Annotated in this window: 14 protein-coding genes and 1 pseudogene; all 15 read left to right on the forward strand. The window is 37.3% G+C overall.

The features are described from left to right. The first annotated feature begins 146 nt into the window (after positions 1-146). The 15 genes and pseudogenes from H6F62_RS11205 (at position 147) to H6F62_RS11285 (ending at position 19,583) form a co-directional block, all read left to right on the forward strand. Positions 147-1,274, forward strand: a complete 1,128-nt coding sequence (locus H6F62_RS11205; protein WP_190372073.1) for a glycosyltransferase family 1 protein — start codon at positions 147-149, stop codon at positions 1,272-1,274. Between the two features lie 567 nt (positions 1,275-1,841). Further along, a complete protein-coding gene (locus H6F62_RS11215; protein WP_190372074.1) occupies positions 1,842-2,720 on the forward strand; it encodes an Rpn family recombination-promoting nuclease/putative transposase in 879 nt (292 codons plus the stop codon). Positions 2,721-2,903: 183 nt separating this feature from the next. Then, entirely contained in the window at positions 2,904-3,437 is a 534-nt protein-coding gene (locus H6F62_RS11220) for a glycosyltransferase (protein WP_190372075.1), read from the forward strand. A 178-nt stretch (positions 3,438-3,615) separates the two neighbouring features. Further along, positions 3,616-4,530, forward strand: coding sequence for a DUF4351 domain-containing protein (locus H6F62_RS11225; RefSeq protein ID WP_190372076.1), 915 nt, complete (start codon positions 3,616-3,618; stop codon positions 4,528-4,530). Positions 4,531-4,591: 61 nt separating this feature from the next. Beyond that, entirely contained in the window at positions 4,592-5,665 is a 1,074-nt protein-coding gene (locus tag H6F62_RS11230) for an acyltransferase (RefSeq protein WP_277878591.1), read from the forward strand. After that, positions 5,662-6,690 (forward strand): glycosyltransferase, encoded by a 1,029-nt coding sequence (locus H6F62_RS11235; RefSeq protein WP_190372078.1) that lies wholly within the window; start codon positions 5,662-5,664, stop codon positions 6,688-6,690. Before H6F62_RS11230 ends, H6F62_RS11235 begins: the two co-directional genes overlap by 4 nt. Positions 6,691-6,985: 295 nt before the next feature. Continuing rightward, on the forward strand, positions 6,986-7,975 hold the full coding sequence (locus tag H6F62_RS11240; RefSeq protein ID WP_190372079.1) for a class I SAM-dependent methyltransferase: 990 nt from the start codon (positions 6,986-6,988) through the stop codon (positions 7,973-7,975). Between the two features lie 460 nt (positions 7,976-8,435). Then, entirely contained in the window at positions 8,436-9,746 is a 1,311-nt protein-coding gene (locus tag H6F62_RS11245) for a hypothetical protein (protein ID WP_190372080.1), read from the forward strand. A gap of 574 nt (positions 9,747-10,320) precedes the next feature. After that, positions 10,321-11,769, forward strand: coding sequence for a hypothetical protein (locus H6F62_RS11250; RefSeq protein WP_190372081.1), 1,449 nt, complete (start codon positions 10,321-10,323; stop codon positions 11,767-11,769). A gap of 27 nt (positions 11,770-11,796) precedes the next feature. After that, complete coding sequence (locus H6F62_RS11255) at positions 11,797-12,975, forward strand: glycosyltransferase family 4 protein (RefSeq protein ID WP_137909497.1); 1,179 nt, start codon at positions 11,797-11,799, stop codon at positions 12,973-12,975. 5 nt (positions 12,976-12,980) lie between these two features. After that, a complete protein-coding gene (locus tag H6F62_RS11260; RefSeq protein ID WP_190372082.1) occupies positions 12,981-14,141 on the forward strand; it encodes a glycosyltransferase in 1,161 nt (386 codons plus the stop codon). Positions 14,142-14,254: 113 nt separating this feature from the next. After that, positions 14,255-16,072 (forward strand): asparagine synthase (glutamine-hydrolyzing), encoded by a 1,818-nt coding sequence (asnB, locus tag H6F62_RS11265; protein WP_190372083.1) that lies wholly within the window; start codon positions 14,255-14,257, stop codon positions 16,070-16,072. After that, a complete protein-coding gene (locus H6F62_RS11270) occupies positions 16,069-17,274 on the forward strand; it encodes a glycosyltransferase (RefSeq protein ID WP_190372084.1) in 1,206 nt (401 codons plus the stop codon). The genes asnB and H6F62_RS11270 overlap by 4 nt, the downstream gene beginning before the upstream one ends. Positions 17,275-17,680: 406 nt before the next feature. Next, entirely contained in the window at positions 17,681-18,349 is a 669-nt protein-coding gene (locus tag H6F62_RS11280) for a Uma2 family endonuclease (protein WP_190372085.1), read from the forward strand. A gap of 340 nt (positions 18,350-18,689) precedes the next feature. Next, positions 18,690-19,583, forward strand: a pseudogene (locus tag H6F62_RS11285) (Uma2 family endonuclease). The last annotated feature ends 708 nt before the right edge of the window (positions 19,584-20,291 follow it).

The following is a 20,291-nucleotide window of genomic DNA, read 5'->3' on the forward strand; positions in this document are numbered from 1 at the left end:
TAAAGAAACCAGATCCCCGACTTCTTCTTTGAAGATGTCAAATAAGTGATGAATCAATGCTAAAAGTCGGGAATCTTCCCAAAGAATTATTAAAGAAGGAATTGCTGAAGGAAGGGAACAGGGTTAAAAATTGGAGGTAAAAATTGTTGTTAGATAATATAAAAAAGGGATTCTTTATAAGTGCATCTGTCTATGTTAGTGATGCTCATGGTGGCGTACAGCGTTGTACAAGAGAATATTTAGCCGCTATCAAAGCGGCAGGATGGAATTTAGAAATTTTGCCTTATTCAATAGATCGCCAATGGCAAACTCGACTCCTTCGTAAACTAAAGCCATCAAGTTTTTATAATCGCATTCCCCAATCTTTTATTTCTGACTTAGTAAATCGAGTTATATCTGAAAATATTTCATGGGTATTTCTCAATCAAGTTGATTCACTCCCTATTGTTCCGCACTTAAAACAAGCAATCCCTAATGTCAAAATTGTGCTTCTTTCCCATGGCGCTCAGTTTGTAGACGAATTTCTTGCAGCTCAAAGCATTGATTCGTTATCAATACAAGCGCGATCACGACTTGCAAACACGATCCTTGATGAAATGTCTTTACGACAATCTTTAGACCACGTCTTTACACTGAGCGAAGAAGAAACTGTCTTTGAACAATGGCTAGGTGCAAAATCTGTAAGTTGGTTGCCTCGCGCTGTATCTCCACAGCCATTGGATTGGCGACCAATATTGGGACGAGTTGGATTTGTTGGTACATTAGAACATACTCCAAATTATGAGGGGCTTGTCAATGTTTTGAATATTTTACAAAAACGCAATGATTTTGATGGATGTATCAGGATTGTTAGTAGCTCTGAATCTCTTGGTAATTCTCTGACTAAACGTTTTAGCTTCGTTGAATATTTAGGTCGGCTTAGTAATGAAGCTTTGCACAACGAAGCATTAACCTGGTGTTGGTTTATACATCCTTTGTTTTGTTGGTCTCGTGGATGTAGCACAAAGCTTGCAGATGCTTTAGAATGGCAAATACCTGTTTTAACCACTGAGGCTGGTTGTAGGGGTTATACTTGGAAAGATGGTAATGTTGTAAAAGTAAATACAGTCAAAGATTTTTGTTCTTACTTAGTTAATTTCAATTCAATTGATAAAATTGAAGACATCAGATCAAATGTAATACTAGCTTCATCCACTTCTCCGTCCATAGATGATGTTGCCGATAAAATTAATCATGCCTTATGGAATTATATTAAAAATAAGGCAGATCAGTAAAATCAATTTAAAATAAAAAAACTGCAATGATTAAAAGAATAAAAACTTTACTAAAAAATTCTGGAGATCTCACGATTACTAAATTTACAAGCAGGACTAGCAGTAATAGCCACTAACACAGAAGGTCAAAGCGAGATATTAAATGAGTATCCTGAAGCTGGTCAAATAATTGCTAGTCATGATGCGATCGCTTTAGCATCAGCCATAAATAACTTGGTTAATGATCCTCAAAAATTAGCTGCCACTAAAAAAACTGCTTTGTTAGCTGCTGAAGATCAATTAAACTGGGAGAACCAAGAGAGTATAATATTAAGATTAGCCACACAAGCAATTAGTAGATAAAAAACAGAATTTGGTTGTGTCTCTATGTTTATTAAGGTTTTTTAAATAAAAAATCAGACAATCCCTGGTTTTTCCATTAGCGAGGAATGCGACCTGCTTGCAACAGTATAGAACTATACCAATAATTCCGGCGATCGCTGCCCTTGGAGTAAGCATCGCCACTGAGTATATAATGTAATTGAAGTCCAAAATCAACTCAACTCTTAATACTTAAATTATAAAAACTTGAAAACAGATAGTCTATTTTACCGATTATTCCAAACATTTCCGCCACTACTGTTTGATCTGCTGAAATTTACCCCTGTTAACAGTAATTACAAATTCAAGTCAGTAGAAATAAAACAAACAGCCTTTCGTCTGGACGGAGTATTTTCACCACCAGAAAACGACGACAATTCCCCTCTATTTTTTGTAGAAGTCCAATTTCAAACAGATAAACTATTTTATCACCGCTTTTTTAGCGAAATATTCCTTTACCTGCGTCAATTTGACCCCCCCAACCCCTGGCAAGGAGTAGTTATTTATCCCAATCGTCAAACAGAAACAGGAAAAACCTGCCACTATGACTTTTTATTGGCAAGTTCCAGAGTCCACCGTATATACTTAGATGAATTAGAACCTCCAGCAAATGCCCCCATTAGTCTGAAGTTGTTAAAACTGATTGTTACTCCTGCGGATAAAAGTGCAGTTTTAGCAGAAGAAATTGCCAAGGAAACCTATGGAGAAATAACTCAAAGACCATTGCAATTACAACTGATTGATTTGCTAGAGACTATCATGGTTTATAAACTGCCTATTTTAAGTAGAGAGGAAATACAGCAGATGATAGGAATAACAGACATAGACCTCAAACAAACCCGTTTTTATCAGGATGTCTTTGCTGAAGGACAACAGGAAGGAAAACAAGAAGGAAAGCAAGAAGGAAAACAAGAAGAGGGAGTGAGTATAGTTCTGCGTCTTCTAAAACGGCAATTTGGTTCTTTAGATTCCGCCATTGAAACTCGAATTCAGGGTTTGAAACTAAGTGTAATTGAAATGTTGGTTGATCAATTACTTGATTTTACGGATATTTCTGAGTTAAAAACCTGGTTAGAAGACCACTAAATTTTCGCCTTTAATCTATCCCCTAAGGCCAACTTATAATCGCCTGAGATATACTTTGTTGATATCGCTTGAAAGCGATCGCTAATTTATGAAATCTCAAATTAGTTGTTGGGGAAATTCTCAGTCGTTGAAAATCCCTATATATCATAATCATAGATACTGAATTCAAACAATTTGGTCAAAATGGCAAAAATCCTGATTCTAATTGGCGCTCATCTATGCACGGCTCCTCGTCCTCAAAAAGAAGCTGAAACATTGGCAAATGCTGGACATGATGTCACTATCGGTGGTTTTTGGTTTGATCCAGATTTAGTAGAACGCGATCGGCTATTTATCCATGCCACCGTTCCCAATCATGAATTACTGTCTCGAATATCTGAACACAATATTGGCTTGGCTTTAGAGGTAAATAATATACCTAGTAGAAATCTCAGGATTACTAATAAGATATTTCAATATTTACAAGCAGGACTAGCAGTAATAGCCACTAACACAGAAGGTCAAAGCGAGATATTAAATGAGTATCCTGAAGCTGGTCAAATAATTGCTAGTCATGATGCGATCGCCTTAGCATCAGCCATAAATAACTTGGTTAATGATCCTCAAAAATTAGCTGCCACTAAAAAAACTGCTTTGTTAGCTGCTGAAGATCAATTAAACTGGGAGAACCAAGAGAGTATAATATTAAGATTAGCCACACAAGCAATTAGTAGATAAAAAACCGAATTTGGTTGTGTCTCTATGTTTATTAAAGTTTTTTAAATAAAAAATCAGACAATCCCTGGTTTTTCCATTAGCGAGGAATGCGACCTGCTTGCAGCAGCGCTTCGCTATCGCCACAACAAGCTTGACACATTAAAACCTCAATTTTTATTATTTTACCCACATAAAACCAGTGGTAAAAAAAGCAGATATAGGCAGTAAAAGATTAATCAGTCTGGCACCTAATACATGGGTACAGTGGATTACCCAACGTTCCCATCTGGAAGTACAAGACATCCTCAACACAGAATTTCAGTGGATAGAGAGAGAAAGTGACGTTTTACTCAAAGTGTACAGCCCAGAAATAGGAGAATTTTTACTACTTAACGAACTACAACTGCGTTACAACCAGAGAATGCCCCGGCGACTGCGAGCTTACACAGCCCTAGCAGAAGAGCGTTACAACTTAAAAGTATACCCAGTTCTCATTAACATCCTCCCCCAAAGCACTAAACAAATAATCCCCAATCGCTATGAATCAGAGATATTAGGGATAAAGGCTTATCAAGATTATCAAGTTATCAACCTGTGGGAAGTAGATGTTAACCTAGTGTTTGAGCAAAAAATATCTACCCTATTGCCCTTTGTGCCAATTCTCCAGGGTGGGAACAGTGAAAATAACCTCCGTCTTGCAGTAAGAGAACTGCGGAAAGATGAACAGCTAAAAGACCTAGAGCCGTTATTATCATTCTTTGCTAGTTTTGTTTTAGATATTCCCTTAATTCAACAAATCATGAGGTGGGATATGACAGTGTTAAGAGAATCACCGTGGTATGAAGAAATTCTGAAGGAAGGATTACAGCAAGGAGAACAACAAGGATTGCAACAAGGATTGCAACAAGGATTGCAACAAGGATTGCAACAAGGATTACAACAAGGGGAGTCCGCCCTTGTCTTGCGTCAACTGACTAAGAGGTTTGGGGAAATAGAATTTTCTATCACACAGAAAATCCAGAAGTTACCAACTTCTAAGTTAGAAATTTTGGGAGAAAGTTTATTAGATTTTTCTCAGTTACAAGACCTGATAGACTGGTTAGAAGTTCATTAAACTGTGATCTGCCCGTGAAATTGCTCTGTCACTAAAATTTGGTATAAGTGATTAAATTTTTATGCCCTCATGGAATCCTCAATATAAAACCTTAGACCACTGGCGGGGCGTTGCAGCCTTATGGGTGATGATTTTTCATGGTTTTGGAACTGTGTACAATAAACCTCTTCACCCATTGGTTGAGCTAGTAAAATCAGTAGCAGCACCGGGTTGGTTAGGAGTACACCTTTTTTTTGTGATTAGTGGCTATTGTATCGCCGCTAATGTCTATAAATTAATCCTTAAGCAAGGTAGCAGTTGGGATTTTTTGAAAAATAGATTCTGGCGGTTAATGCCCACTTATTGGCTGGCATTTATAGTCACTTTAATACTAAATTTAGTATCTTCTCCATTTAACAAAACTAACTTGTGGGAATCTTTCCCTTTATCTCTCCAGTCTTGGGTAGGTAATTTATTTTTAATCCAGCCTTATCTTGATGTTCCGTTCTATGTTGTAGTTTACTGGTCACTTGTAATTGAACTAGGTTTTTATTTAATAACTGCTGGTCTGTTAGCAATTAGAAATAAGATAAATCAAAACTTAGCTTTATTCATAGCCCTCAGCTTAGGATTAGTTTCTGTTTTTATTTCTAATGATCCCCGATTAGGCTTATTTAGAAATTATGGTGAGTTTCTTTGTGGATCGCTTGTATTTATTGCTCTTTTAACAAATGCTTCAAGTCGAATTTATCAACGTAATTTATGTTTAATGCTTATCCCAGTTTTGGGTTGTTTGGGTCAATATATGAATGTTGTACATAATCAGCAAAATCAACTATTATTTAGTAGTATTTTTGCGATGATTATTTATTTTCTCTACAAATTAGATAAATATATTGATTCTTTGGATTTCATGAAATGGCTCAAGTTTATAGGCATAATATCGTATTCCCTCTATTTGCTCCATGTTCCATTTGGGGGAAGAGTAATTAATCTAGGTTCAAGATTTGTGCCGATTGAAAGTCCAATGATGCTAATGTTGCAAATGCTTGGTTGGTTAGTAGCAATTAGTGTAAGTTTCATATTTTATCAATTAATTGAAAAGCCTTTAAATGACTGGAGACATCAAATAACAGCCAATAAACCAGTGTTATGAAAATATTACTCACCGCTGATCCTGAATTACCAGTACCGCCAAAACTCTATGGTGGTATTGAACGGATTGTTGATTTATTAGTTGCAGGGCTGCAAAATCGTGGTCATGAAGTGGCTCTTGTCGCTCATCCTGAATCAACATCATCTGTATCTAAACTGTTTCCTTGGGGAGGAATGCGATCGCAAAACAAGCTCGACACATTACAAAATATGATCACCCTATGGTCAGCAGTCAAGTCATTTAAACCTGATGTTGTCCATAGTTTTTCGCGCATTTTCTATATGCTGCCAATTCTGCGATCGCCTTTACCCAAAATTATGTCTTATCAGCGCCGGCCAAGCGATCGCACTGTCAAACTAGCCGCGCAAATTGCCGGTAAATCTCTCACTTTTACAGGTTGCAGTGATAGTATTTGCAAAATCGGGCGCAATGCAGGCGGAACTTGGCAAACAATTTATAACTGTGTTGAACCGGAGAAATACACATTTCAAGGAAAGGTAGATGCGGATGCACCCTTAGTTTTTTTAAGCCGGATTGAGCGGATTAAAGGTGCGCATACAGCAATTGCGATCGCCAAAAAATGCGATAAAAAACTCATCATTGCAGGTAACTATAGCCAAACCGGTGAGGAGGGAAAGTATTGGCGAGAAGAAATAGAGCCACAGCTAGGAAAAAATAGAATTGAATACATAGGAACAGTCAATGATGAGCAGAAAAATAATTTATTAGGTCAAGCCTCAGCTATGCTTGTTCCCATAGAATGGGATGAGCCTTTTGGCATTGTCTTTGCTGAAGCTTTAGCCTGTGGTACTCCCGTAATCTCTTGTCCAAGAGGCTCATTGCCGGAAATTGTGCGAGAAGGAGTTGATGGTTATTTGATCACTTCCATTGATGACGCAGTTAATAAAGTGCATCAGTTAGATCAGATTGATCGTCATGATTGTCGTCAACGAGCGATAGAATACTTTTCATCTGATGTAATTGTTGAGCAATATCAACAACTTTACATGAGCAAATTCTTGTGAATTTGAGGTTTAAGACAAAATCATATATGTTTTAAGTCTGCACATTGACTAATAATTTGCTCATAGTTAAGTAGGATTGTAAATTTTCTGCGTGTCGTTAAAATTTTGTTTAGTAGTTGTTACTAAACAACAACAACCGTTAAAATTTTTTGGCGTTGCTGAATTGGGGTATGAAATTAAAAAATCAAAAAAATGAAACTCTTACCCTCTGAGACTGGAGCGCCAATGCGTGAAATAAAATCATACTCTGAATCAGCAACGCCATTTTTTCAATAAAATGATTGAATCAATTCCTATGTCTATTTTATCTACCCAAAAAGTTAATTGTCCTGTTTGTTCAACAACCTGTTTTAATCCGCCGCTGTATAGGTATACATCCTCTAATGCCGCATCTCATTTCTGTCCAACAACTCGTAATCTAGATCGTTATCATCGGTTGGAAAAAGTCATTCGTAAATTATGGGAAGGAGATGAATGCGTAATTCTCCAATGCCCTCAATGCGGATTTGCTTTTGGCTACCCTTTTGTAGGGGGTGACGAAGAATTTTATCAGATTTTGCATGAGCAGAAGGGTTATCCATCCTGGCGGTGGGATTATGACATTGCTATTCAAGAAGCAATAACACCGTTTGGTGGCGGCAAAATACTTGAAGTTGGAGCAGGTGCAGGCATATTTCTTCGTAGCTTGGGACAAGAATGGCAAAGTTATGCAATGGAAGGCAGTGAAACAACTAGAACTGATCTAGAATCTGCGGGAATTTTTGTCTTGAGGGATTTGTCAGAAATTTCTCAATCTGAAATAGGGACATTTCAAGTAATCGTCATCTTTCAAGTATTAGAACATATTGCAGAATTTCACTCTGTTTTAAAACAATGTCGTCAACTATTAGCAGCTGGTGGCAAAATTGTTATTACTGTTCCAGATGGAGAGGCTATGATTCGTCAAGAAAGAATTACAGGTTGTCCTGATATGCCTCCTAATCACATCAACAAATGGACTCCAAATAGTTTATCGCTTGCCTTAAAACAGGCTGGTTTTATACCACAATCCAGCATTTCCGAGCCAAATTCATGGTCTAACTTTAGAGGATACCTACATCTAAGAGTGATATCAGATGCAACCAATTCTCGATCTATAGCTGCTCAAGTATATCGGATTCAGAACAAACGACTCCGCTCTCCATTATTAGCTTTTTTAGGATTATTTGCTTTAATTCGGATGCTTCCTTATTTTTCAGAATTATCAAAAGGCGGTGCTTTTGCGATGATTGCAGTAGCTCAATAACAAAGACTTAAAGGCGTTGCTGATTTTAGGAATGAAAATACAGCAAGTAGCTTTGAGTGAAGTACACTTTGTGCGGGCAAGATGCCCGCACCACAAGAGTTTTATTATTAATATCTGTACTTCATAAAATCGGAAACTGCTGTAATTATCGCGCAAAATTTTAACGGCTGATTCTGTACTCGCTGTTATATGAGAAACAGTTGATCCCGAAATTGAGAACACCCTAGGAGAATCTGGCTTTCAATCTGCTAGTTAGGATCCATTTAAGAGAGAATTAAAGACTTCAGCACATAATCATTTAAGTAATAACTATTTATGGATTCGGAATTTATCTCTAAAATTACAGATCGGTGTAAAACTGCTCCCAAATATCAAGTATTAGGAGTTGATTTTTGATGTTATCATATAATCAACTTTTTTTAGTTTTATATTAGCTATTTATATACTTATAAGTAATTAAATGAATCATCGAGTTCTTATTGTTAGCCCCCATTTCCCACCAATTAACGCTGCGGATCATCAGCGCATTAGAATGGCACTGCCATACTTTGAAGAATTTGGATGGGATGTAACTGTTCTATGTATCGAACCTGATTTTATCGAAGGAATATATGATCCCAACCTGAATTTGACGGTTCCAGCAAACATTGAAATTATTCGAGCATCGGCTATTTCTCCGAAACTATCTAGAAAATTAAAGCTGGGAAATTTAGGTTTTAGAAGCATACCTTTTTTGATAAAAGCAACAGCTAAATATTTTGAAAAAAATTATTTTGATTTAGTTTATTTCTCAAATACAGTTTTTTTGACCATGCCCCTTGGTCGCTATTGGCTAGAGAAATATAAAGTTCCTTATATTTTAGACTTTCAAGATCCTTGGTTAAGCGATTATTATGATCGCACTCAAAACACTCCCCCTGGTGGCAAACTAAAATATGCAGTCGCCCAGTCTTTTGCTAAGATTTTAGAACCCTTGACTTTGGCTAAAGCCTGTCATATAACCAGTGTTTCACCAGAATATCCCAAAGTATTAATGCAGCGATATTCCTGGCTCAAGGAAGAGCAGTTTTCTGTTCTCCCCTTCGGCGCACCTGAAAAAGATTTTGAGATATTACCTAAACTGAATATCCAACAGAAAATATTTGCTCCTGATGATGGTTATCAACATTGGGTTTATGTGGGTAGAGGTGGTGAAGATATGGCTTTGAGCTTGAATGTCTTTTTCTTAGCAATTCAAAAACATCGTCAGCACAATCCCGAAATTTGGCAAAAAATTAAAATTCATTTTGTTGGCACGAAATATTCAATTTTTGACAACAATAAGGAAATAGAGGCGATCGCCAAATCCTATAATTTAGACGATATAATAACTGAATATCCACAACGTATCCCTTACTTTGAAGCCTTGCAAGTTTTAAAAGATAGTCATGGGATTTTAATAATTGGTTCTGATGATCCCAGTTATTCTGCATCTAAAGTCTATCCATGTATCCTCGCTCAGAAGCCCATTTTAGCAATTCTGCACGAACAGAGTCTTGTCGTTAACGTAATTAAAGAATGTCAGGCGGGCTATACCGTAACTTTTACTAATTTAACCAATATAGAAATTTATGATATCCTTAGACAAGGAATAGAATGGTTACTTAATTCTCTAGTCTACGGACTTTCAGAAACAACAGATTGGCAAGCATTTGAGCCTTATACCGCTAGACAAATGACACGGACTTTGTGTCAAATTTTTGATCAGTCAGCTAATCCAAAATCAAGGTAAAACCTAAAATATGCAAAAAAAAATTGTGATTTATGCAAAACTGGACTAGAACTTTCTGAGTGTCAGTAACTCAGCCCTAAAGGGACTGAGCTTGTAAGAAATTGCAAGCTGTACTGACCAGTCTAAGTCTTCACTGACTACGTTTTTTGAGTCACGACACCCCGGAATGCGTAGCTAGTTCCCTGCTCTGTCATTTGCAATTAAACAGTTTTAAAGTCCCTGAAACAGTGTTGCAAGTTTAAAAAGCTCTTAAAACATTGACGAAGCTAACATTACCCCAGAAATGGGAGGCTCTTCGGAGCAACACATTATGCGTACAGAGTTGGGAATTTTGAATCGGTAATTGTCCCGTTGAAAGTACATTACAAAAGTACACCGAATTTACCAACTCCAAGGCGGTAATGAAAAAATATTCAAGGCGGTTAAAACCGCACGAGTCGTTTCCCTCTCAGCACTGAAGTGACTGAGTTTCCCACTTACCGGGTATTTTTATGAACTCAGTAACATTGAAACCTATATTTTTACAAAAGCTATAAATTAAATTTTGTAATGCGGGACGTACGTAAAAAAAATAATGTCACATTACTCTCTAAACAATAGACCTTTGCTAAGGCCAAAATCAGATAAAATATCTGTAACTAAAATACTTTGGGTAATTTGTCTGGTGCTGGCTTTTATTGGGCTAAGTACACCTAATCCCAGCGAAACATTTTTAGGATGCCTAATTTGGCCAGTCTTGTTTTCATTGCTTTGGCGACCTGGTGAACCACCTGCATTATTATTTGCAGCCAGCTTTCAAAGCCTTCAAGTATTTGTCCCTGTGATTACTGCTAATTTAGCAGGAGAAACTCTAAAGCAGAATTTTGGTCAAGAACTAAGTTTAGCATTTTATTTAGGTATCCTATCTATGCTGGCACTCGCCTATGGTATGAAGCAGGCTGTTGGCGCTTCTCCTGTAATTAGCTTCATAGATCAAGAAAAAAGTGCATCAGAATTAAAAGTTTCTAGGTTAGCAATAGCATATTTAGGGACATTCGTATTTTCTTCATTAATAACTTCTCTAGCATTTGGAGACCCTGCTTTTACCCAACTTTTGCTATCTTTGGGGTATTTGCGCTGGTTGGTTATTTTTTTGATTCTCTGGAATGGATTTCGTGATCCTAAATTTGGCTTATTATCTTTAAGCATTGTTATCTTAGAAATTATCATTGGGATGACTGGGTTTTTTAGCGGATTTAAGCAAGTCCTTTTTGTAATGTTGGTTGTATATGGGGCGACAAGTTTTAAAGTTAAGCAATTACTACGCCCCCAAGTTTTAATATTGATGGTGCTATTACTGTTATTAACAACTTACTGGCAAAGTGTTAAGGGAGGTTATCGTAACTATGTTAACCAAGGAACTCAAACTCAAACCGTGAGGGTTTCTTTGGCTGATAGATTAAATTATCATGCTAATGAATTTAGTAAAATCAGCGATAAAGACCTTGAAGACGGATTTAATTCAGGATTATCTCGTTTGGGATACCTTAGATTTTTCGCAGGTAGCATTAGAACTGTACCTAATGCTGTTCCTTATCAAAATGGCAAACTATGGTCGGAGGCAATATCTACTTTAATTCCCCGCGCTCTTTTTCCCGATAAGCCAATACTTGACGATTCCAAACGCACAAATGAATTTTCGGGTATTCAAGTGAGTGGTGCTGACAAAGGTACTTCGATTAGTATTGGCTATGTGGGTGAGAGTTACATTGATTTTGGTGTTCCATTCATGTTTGCACCAATTTTCGCCCTGGGCTATTTTTGGGGTTGGCTTTACCGATTTATAACTAATTTAGGATCAATTCCTTTGCTAGGATTAGCAGCAGCAACAACTATTTTATTGAACTCAGCAGTTTTTTTTGAGTCTTCTAATGTTAAAGTACTTCCTTCAGGAGTAATTTTATTATTAGTTTATTCCATGGCTCTTCGTCTTTTTGGAAAAAACATTTGGTTATGGCTAACGTGTAAATCTGAGTTGAATTAACTTTGCTGAGGTAGTTAAAATTAGTCAATGACAAATTTAGCAATTATTGCATCTCATCCAATTCAGTATTACGCGCCGCTTTTTCGGTGTCTGGCTGAAGACTGTAATTTTAATATTAAAGTATTCTATTTATGGGATTTTGGCATTACAAATCAGATTGATCCAGGATTTAAGCAATCGTTAAAATGGGATATTCCATTACTAGATGGCTATGATTTTGAATTTGTGCCTAATATTAGTAAAGATCGAGGCACTCATCATATCTTTGGCTTGCAAAATCCCAGCTTGACTCAGCAAGTTTTAGCATTTAAACCAGATGCTATATTCCTGACAGTCTCCTATAACTACGCAAGTATTTATAGGTTTCTTTGGCAGATGAAAAATATCAATATTCCCATAATATTTCGTGGTGATTCCCATCGAATTCAGGCAAAAAATGATTTTAAAAGTCAGCTAAAAAAGCTATTTATTGCCAAAATTTTCCAAAATTTTGCGGCTTGTTTATATGTTGGTAAAGCCAATTATGAATACTTTAAATATCATTCTGTATTAGAGAGTAAATTATTCTTCGCTCCCCATGCTATTGATAATCACCGGTTTTCTGCCATGACTAATGAGCTATCTAGTCAAGCAAAAACTTGGCAACGGGAATTAGGTATCCCTCTCCAAAATCAGGTAATCCTTTTTGCTGGGAAATTTGAACATAAAAAGCGTCCTTTGGATTTAATTCAGGCTTTTATTAATGCACAATTAAAATCAGTCTCTTTGCTATTAGTTGGGTCGGGAAATTTAGACGCACAAATGCGAGAGTTAGCCAAGCAGAATGATCAAATCTACTTTGCCCCATTTCAAAATCAATCCCTAATGCCGCGTACTTATGCTAGTTGTGATGTTTTTGTTTTGCCTAGTTATGGTAGTGGTGAAACATGGGGGTTAGCAATTAATGAAGCGATGTGTATGGGATGTGCTGTAATTGTTAGCAGTCATGTTGGTTGTGCGGCTGATTTGGTTAAACAGAGAAAGAATGGTTTGATTTTTGAAGCAGGAAATGTAGAGGCTCTTACTGCTAGTCTTAAAGAGGCTATGGCTGATCATTGTCGCTTGAAACAATGGGGAGAAGAAAGTAAAATCATTGTCAGAGATTACTGTTATGATCGCATAATTGCAGGCTTAAAGGAAGCCTTGGCAGCGATATGTAATAAATAAAACCCATGAATAAGAATAAGAATAAGAATAATCTTCACCTCTGGTTTCCCAACATATTTGAATTTACAGGTGGCATTCAAACATACTGTGGTTTTTTGTTGTCAGCCATTCAAAATATCTACCCTGATACTCACTATGATATCTTTATCAAACATGACAGAAATGCCTCACCCAACTTCTCAACCCTAGCCCCTACTAGGTTTCACTTTGCTGGATCTATACCATTACCACTGAGAACAGCTGCATTTGCAGCCCAGTTAATTGGTTGGGGAATCTGGAAGCGCCCAAATCTAATCATTACCGGCCACATGAATTTTACCGTGGCAGCCTACTGGCTAAAACGATTGACAAATGTCCCTTATTGCACTGTTGCCCATGGTATCGAAGCCTGGAATATCAAAAACCCAGCTTTGCAAACAGCTTTACATCATGCAGACCTGATTTTAGCAGTTAGTGGCTATACCCGCGATCGCCTGATTAAAGAACAAAACCTCGACCCGAATAAAATTGTTATTTTACCAAACACTTTTGATTTCAATCGCTTTCAACTAGTCCCCAAACCTGCTTATTTATTAGAAAAATATGGACTAAGGCGCGAACAACCTATAGTATTAACTGTAGCTCGACTAGCGGAAGTTGAACGCTATAAGGGTTATGACCAAGTTCTCAAAGCACTTCCTCAAATTCGTCAGCAAATTCCCGATGTTCACTACATTATTGTGGGTAAAGGAAATGACCAGACTAGAATTGAGCAGTTAATTACCCAATTCGGATTACAAGATTGTGTAACTCTAGCTGGATTTATTCCTGATCAACAACTGTGTGATTACTACAATCTCTGTGATGTTTTTGCTATGCCGAGTAAAAGAGAAGGATTTGGTATTGTCTACTTAGAAGCCCTAGCCTGTGGTAAACCTGTTTTGGGTGGTAATCAAGATGGTGCTACGGACGCGCTTTGTCATGGTAAACTAGGGGCATTGGTAAATCCTAATGATGTAGATGAAATTGCTCAAACTATTATTCAAATTTTACAAAGTACATATCCTAATACTTTAATGTATCAACCCGAATCCTTGCGTCAACAGGTTATTGATACCTTTGGTTTTGAGCAGTTTCAGAAAACTTTGGCTGGATATTTGCACCGATCATTGAATCCAGGGAATTGAATTAACTAGCTGTGATGTTATCATAGAGAAATATCTATTTAGTTCATAGTTAAATCCAATAACTAAATTCCAGTTTTATACCAATTTAAGATTATATATATATAGAATAACCTATGTGCGGAATTGCAGGTGTTATCAAACTAAATACCGACGATGGAAGTTTAGAAGCAAAAATCGAAAAGATGCAAACAGCACTAAAACATCGTAGTCCCGATGATGCAGGTATTTATATTTCAACTGACAAACAAGCAGCTTTAGCTCACACTCGACTTTCTATTCTTGATCTCAGTGCTGCTGGACATCAACCTATGTCCACCACTGACAACCGCTATCATATTACATTTAATGGAGAAATTTACAACTTTCAAGAATTGCGAGAAAATCTTATTTCCCAAGGTGAAAAATTTCATTCTCAAACAGATACAGAAGTAATTCTCAAACTCTATCAAAGAATTGGTTCTGATTGTGTCCAACATTTACGAGGAATGTTTGCTTTTGCGATTTGGGATGATTTAGAAAAAACTTGTTTTTTAGCTCGTGACCCTTTAGGAATTAAACCACTTTACTATTACCAATTAGGTACAACTTTAGTATTTGCTTCCGAACTCAGAGCAGTTTTAGCATCTGGTTTACCTGCAATTAATATGAGTGTGGAAGGATTATATGGTTATTTAACAACCGGTTCAGTTCCCGAACCATACACTCTAATAGCTGACATTCATTGTTTATCCGCTGGTAATTGGCTATATTGGCACAATGGAAATACTACCAAAAAACAATATTGGCAAATAAATTTTACTCCTGAAGCAATTTCTCCTCCAGAAGCGCAAGAAATAGTTCGTAAAGCTTTATTAGATTCCATTCAACATCATTTTATCAGTGATGTACCCGTGGGAATTTTCCTCAGTGGTGGTATTGACTCCACAACCATTCTCGCTCTAGCAACCCAAACCCAACAATCACAATTATCTACCTATTCCATAGCTTTTGCTGAATCGGAATTCAATGAGGGAGAATTAGCTGAAAAAATCGCTAATCATTTTGGTGCAAAACACACAGAATATCAAGTTACATCATCCTTTGCTAAGAGCATATTACCCGATTTCCTCGCAGCAATTGATCAACCGAGTATTGATGGCTTTAATACATTTTGTGTCTCTAAAGTTGCCCATGACAATGGCATGAAAGTAGTATTATCAGGTTTAGGAGGAGATGAAATATTTGGTGGATACAAGTCTTTTCAAAAAGTTCCCCAAATGGTTGCATGGAGTAAAAATCTAAATAGATTACCTTTCCTCCGTACGGGTTTGGGTCTAGGATTAGAACGTTGGGGAAATTCACTAAAAATGCAAAGATTCGGTGAGTTTTTAAAACAACCCCCTAGTTTTGCTTCTGCTTATAATACTTTTCGCGGTATTTTTTCTCATCAAGAAGCTTGTCTAATTATTAATCAATTATCAATAAGCATCCCTATATTACCCCCCTTAGTCCCCCCTTATCAAGGGGGAGGGTTAGGGTGGGGGTCTACCCCAGAAGATGAAGTCAGCTTTTTAGAATTAAGTGGTTATATGCGTAATCAATTACTGCGAGATAGTGATATCATGAGCATGAATTGGGGTTTAGAATTGCGTGTTCCCTTTGTGGATAAAACTTTATTAGAAACTGTTGCACCAATTCCTAGTAATATTCGTTTAGCACAGGGGAAAAAACTGTTAACACAAGCAATTACAGAAATACCTGATTGGGTAATAAATAGACCGAAAAAAGGCTTTTCTTTTCCCTTTGAAAGTTGGATGAATAGTGAATTTGGCGATTATTTTCATAATGTCCATCAAAAGCTAAATATCCCACCAAATATACCCCTTAAACCTTGGTATCGTCGTTGGAGTTTAGCAATATTAAACCATTGGTGGGAGCAGATTAACTCATGAAAGTTCTCCATATAATTCCTTCAGTTGCGACTGTTCGCGGCGGTCCGAGTCAAGCCATTTTAGAAATGGTGAAAGCTTTAAGAAAAAATAATATTGATGCGGAAATTGTCACTACTAATGATAATGGAGAAGATATATTAGACGTACCTCTAAGAAAATTTATAAATTATCAACAAGTTCCTGTCCAGTTTTTTCCCCGATTTTCTCCTTCTATTCACGCTGTGAGAGAATTTGCTTTCTCCAGAGAATTAACAATATGGTTATGGCAAAATATCCGTAATTATGACTTGTTACATATTCATGCTATTTTCTCTTATAGTTCTACAATAGCAATGGCGATCGCCCGCTGTCAAAAAATTCCCTATATTGTTCGTCCTCTAGGACAATTATGTACATGGTCTTTACAGCAAAGTGCTAGAAAAAAGCAAATCTATCTGAAAATTATCGAAAAAGCTAATCTTAATCACAGTCAATCAATTCATTTTACCTCTGTTGCAGAACAACAAGAAGCTGCTCTATTAAATTTAACCTCCCCAAATTTTATCATCCCCCACGGACTTGCGATTCCCGATACAATTCCTCATGCTTATCAACGTCTACGACAACATTTTAATTTACCCATAGATGAACCAATTATCTTATTTTTATCTCGCTTACATCCTAAAAAAGGTTTAGACTACCTAATTCCAGCATTAGGTAGGTTATCTCATTACCGCTTCACATTCATTGTCGCCGGTAGTGGCGATTCAGATTATGAAACTGAGGTAAAAACTCTAGTGAAAATTCATGGACTTGAGAGAATAACATATTTTGCCGGATTTGTCAAGGGTGAAATCAAGGACTTATTAATACAAGGAGCAGATATATTTGCCCTAACTTCCCATTCCGAAAACTTTGGTATATCAGTTCTAGAATCCCTAGCTGCGGGTACTCCAGTTATAATTACCCCTGGTGTAGCACTCAGTGATATAGTCCAGCAACAACATCTGGGATATGTTACAGAACTTAATATTAATGATATTGCTACTACAATTGAAAACTTCTTAAATCATCCTCAAAAATCTCAAGAAATGGGCGATTCCTACGGAGCGCTTCGCTATCGCGCCCGGCAGTTTATATTAGATAATTATACATGGGATAAAATAGCGTTAAAAATGGTTTCCGTGTATGAAAATATCATTCAAAGTAATAAACATTTATAGACTCTACACCCAAATTCATACTTGGTTTCAGCAACGCCATTAAATGCAGTACAGCTGAAAAAGCGATCGCTCTGGGTTCTCAACTTTTGAAAAAAGGATTTGGAGCGATAGGGCGATTCCTAGGTCGCGCTTCGCTATCGCAGCTATAATACTATAATAGAGTAAACAATACTTAGGTGCTTTCATGAACACCATTAATGCTCTTTAGGAACAAGATTATTTCCTTTGGCTGGAAGAAACCTATAAATTACTAGAAAATAATCGCATTGAGGAATTAGATTTTTTACATTTAAAGAGTGATGTCCCTGTGAAATTTCTATAATAGAGTTTTTATTACCAATTACCTAGTATATGGAAGGAATTAAATATTAATGACTTAACTATTGAGTAGAGGGAGGCAAAAACAATGACTGTAGCTCTAGACAAAACCATAATCTATCCCGACAGTGATGGTCAGCCCATGGCAGATAACACCAAGCAATTTCGCTGGATTGTCCTGATTAAAGAAAATCTCGACTCCCTCTTTGCCAATGACGAGACCGTTTTTGTGGCAGGAGATCTGCTGTGGTATCCCGTTGAAGGTCGTCCCGATATTCGTGTCGCCCCCGATGTCCTCGTGGCCTTTGGCCGACCCAAAGGCGATCGGGGGTCATACCGGCAATGGCAAGAAGATAATATTGCCCCTCAAGTAGTGTTTGAGATTTTGTCTCCAGGCAATACCCTCAAAGAAATGAGCCGTAAATTGTTATTCTATAACCGCTATGATGTGGAAGAATACTACATATATAACCCAGACTCTAATGAGTTGATGGGTTTTACCAGAGCCGACGAAGAACTCATATCCATTGAAAACATGGATCATTGGCACAGTCCTCGTTTGGGTATTCGGTTTGAACTAACAGCGTCAACTCTAAATATTTATGATCATCAAGGCAATCTCTTCTTATCTCCGTTAGAACTACGCAAAAGCCTTGAACAGGAAAAATCCAGGGCAGAACAGGAAAAAGCCAGGGCTGATTGTTTAGCCGCCAAACTGAAAGAATTAGGTATAAATCCTGATACTCTAATACCATAGGAGCAATTCATTAATACTTTTGGTTTCGAGCAGTTTCAGAAGACATTGGCTGGGTATTTGCAGGATCATTAAACCAAATGATAAAATCAGGAAGGAAGCCAGGGAATTAATTCCCTGGCTAATAGCTGAAGTCGTTTTTAAGCGACTGGTTTGGGTAATATTGATATATGGCAACCCTGGCACATTAGTTGGTAGGGTGCGTTAGATATCAACAATCCGTTTATTTGCAAGATTTATGCAGTAGTAAAGCACCTTACAACAGATTTTTGGGGTGACGCTTGCGTAAGTCCTAAGATAGTTGAATTTTGGCAACGGCAATGAAACACAGGAGATAGTCATCATGTATCAAAGTGAAGCACCTCCGCACAAAAACCTGCCCATCATGTATGATTTACCCAGTGAGGATGTTAATGAATTAGACTCCACAATTCATCCGCGTCCACCCTGGGAAACCATGCCCACCATGTATGATTTACCTAGTGAAAATCCAGAGGAGCCAGGTTTGCCAGACGAATTTCATGACTTTCAACCGCAATTATTACGGGAAACCTGTCAGTCTCCCATTTATCCCAGGGAGGAAATGTTCATTGGTACAGATTTAAACTTATACTATGATGGTCGTCATTATTCATGGTATAAAAGACCAGATTGGTTTTTAGTCTTAGGTGTAGCTGCTTCCGAAAAACAAGAAGATATGCGCTGGAGTTATGTAATTTGGCAAGAAGGATTAGCTCCATTTTTAATAGTAGAATTATTATCACCAGGTACGGAAGCAGAAGATTTAGGACAAATATTAAGAAGTGCGAATAAACCGCCGACAAAATGGCAAGCTTATGAACAGTATTTGCGATAGCTTCGCTCGCCGTAGGCATCGCCCTACTATGTTATCTTTGATAGATATGAAAATCGCCTCCGAGTATTTCAATTACTGGGGACAAAATATCAAGCAGTGGAACTGGTAGAACCAAAATTCTGGTTTCCTGAATTGGAATTAGGGGTAGGAGTTTGGGCGGGAAAATATCAAGATACAGAAGGTTTGTGGCTACGTTGGTACAATCAAGATGGTGATTGGATTCCTACTTTTGCTGAAAGCGCAGAACAGGAAAAACAACGAGCAGAACAGGAAAAACAACGAGCAGAACAGGAAAAACAACGAGCAGAACAGGAAAAACAACGAGCAGACAAACTAGCTGAAAAATTGCGGGCTTTGGGGGTGAATTTAGATGAAATTTAAAGAAAATTAACTGAAAAGAGTATTAGAATTAGCCAAGCAAACAGAAATAATTATAGCAAAAATCCAAGAGGCGATCGCTATTTTTAGTCAATGGTTAGAATCTCAGGTAAAAGACTTGTAAATTACCCGCTTTGGTCCTTGATGCTTTGGGGGGAAACAAGAATTTAGTCTTGGGATTTAATCTCAAAATAACGTAGTATACTGGGGTTAATCGTATTTAAACGCGAGATGAAATACCTAACCCCAGAACAAGTTTATAAACAATTCGGCTATCACCCCAAGACAACCGCTTGAGGGGGCTGACTTAGGGAAAAAATAGCCGAAGAACAAAATATTTATGAGCCAAATAAGTAGGTTGGTGTTAAAAATTGTCGTTATAGTGAGGGAACTCTTAACTCTTAACTGGGAACAGAAAAGAGGCTTCGCCGTGAGCGTCAGCCGAACGGTTTCGGGCAACTTTACTTTTCGTTACTTATGTCGTTTTTTTTCCGTTCACCTATTTAGTAGCCAATGTGATTTAATAGAAGTATAATAACAAGAGACGTACTGAGTCTAGACCATGAAACTCAAAGTTAAAAATCAGTTAACCGTTACGAGAATCGCCATTTTAGGGACTAAAAAACTAAATACTTGGAAATCTAACGAACTTGATTTAATTGCTTTGCGTTTAGGACAACTACGCTCTGACTTGTGGAATGAGTTCGGCTC

The organism is Anabaena sp. FACHB-1391 (genome assembly GCF_014696755.1).
Taxonomy (GTDB): Bacteria; Cyanobacteriota; Cyanobacteriia; order Cyanobacteriales; family Nostocaceae; genus Dolichospermum; species Dolichospermum planctonicum.

Bases quoted from the DNA above. Each gene is read 5' to 3' on its own strand.
- H6F62_RS11220 (WP_190372075.1), top strand. From the start codon at position 2,904: ATGGCAAAAATCCTGATTCTAATTGGCGCTCATCTATGCACGGCTCCT.
- H6F62_RS11230 (WP_277878591.1), top strand. From the start codon at position 4,592: ATGCCCTCATGGAATCCTCAATATAAAACCTTAGACCACTGGCGGGGC.
- H6F62_RS11235 (WP_190372078.1), top strand. From the start codon at position 5,662: ATGAAAATATTACTCACCGCTGATCCTGAATTACCAGTACCGCCAAAA.
- H6F62_RS11240 (WP_190372079.1), top strand. From the start codon at position 6,986: ATGTCTATTTTATCTACCCAAAAAGTTAATTGTCCTGTTTGTTCAACA.
- H6F62_RS11245 (WP_190372080.1), top strand. From the start codon at position 8,436: ATGAATCATCGAGTTCTTATTGTTAGCCCCCATTTCCCACCAATTAAC.
- H6F62_RS11250 (WP_190372081.1), top strand. From the start codon at position 10,321: ATGTCACATTACTCTCTAAACAATAGACCTTTGCTAAGGCCAAAATCA.
- H6F62_RS11255 (WP_137909497.1), top strand. From the start codon at position 11,797: ATGACAAATTTAGCAATTATTGCATCTCATCCAATTCAGTATTACGCG.
- H6F62_RS11260 (WP_190372082.1), top strand. From the start codon at position 12,981: ATGAATAAGAATAAGAATAAGAATAATCTTCACCTCTGGTTTCCCAAC.
- asnB (WP_190372083.1), top strand. From the start codon at position 14,255: ATGTGCGGAATTGCAGGTGTTATCAAACTAAATACCGACGATGGAAGT.
- H6F62_RS11270 (WP_190372084.1), top strand. From the start codon at position 16,069: ATGAAAGTTCTCCATATAATTCCTTCAGTTGCGACTGTTCGCGGCGGT.
- H6F62_RS11280 (WP_190372085.1), top strand. From the start codon at position 17,681: ATGACTGTAGCTCTAGACAAAACCATAATCTATCCCGACAGTGATGGT.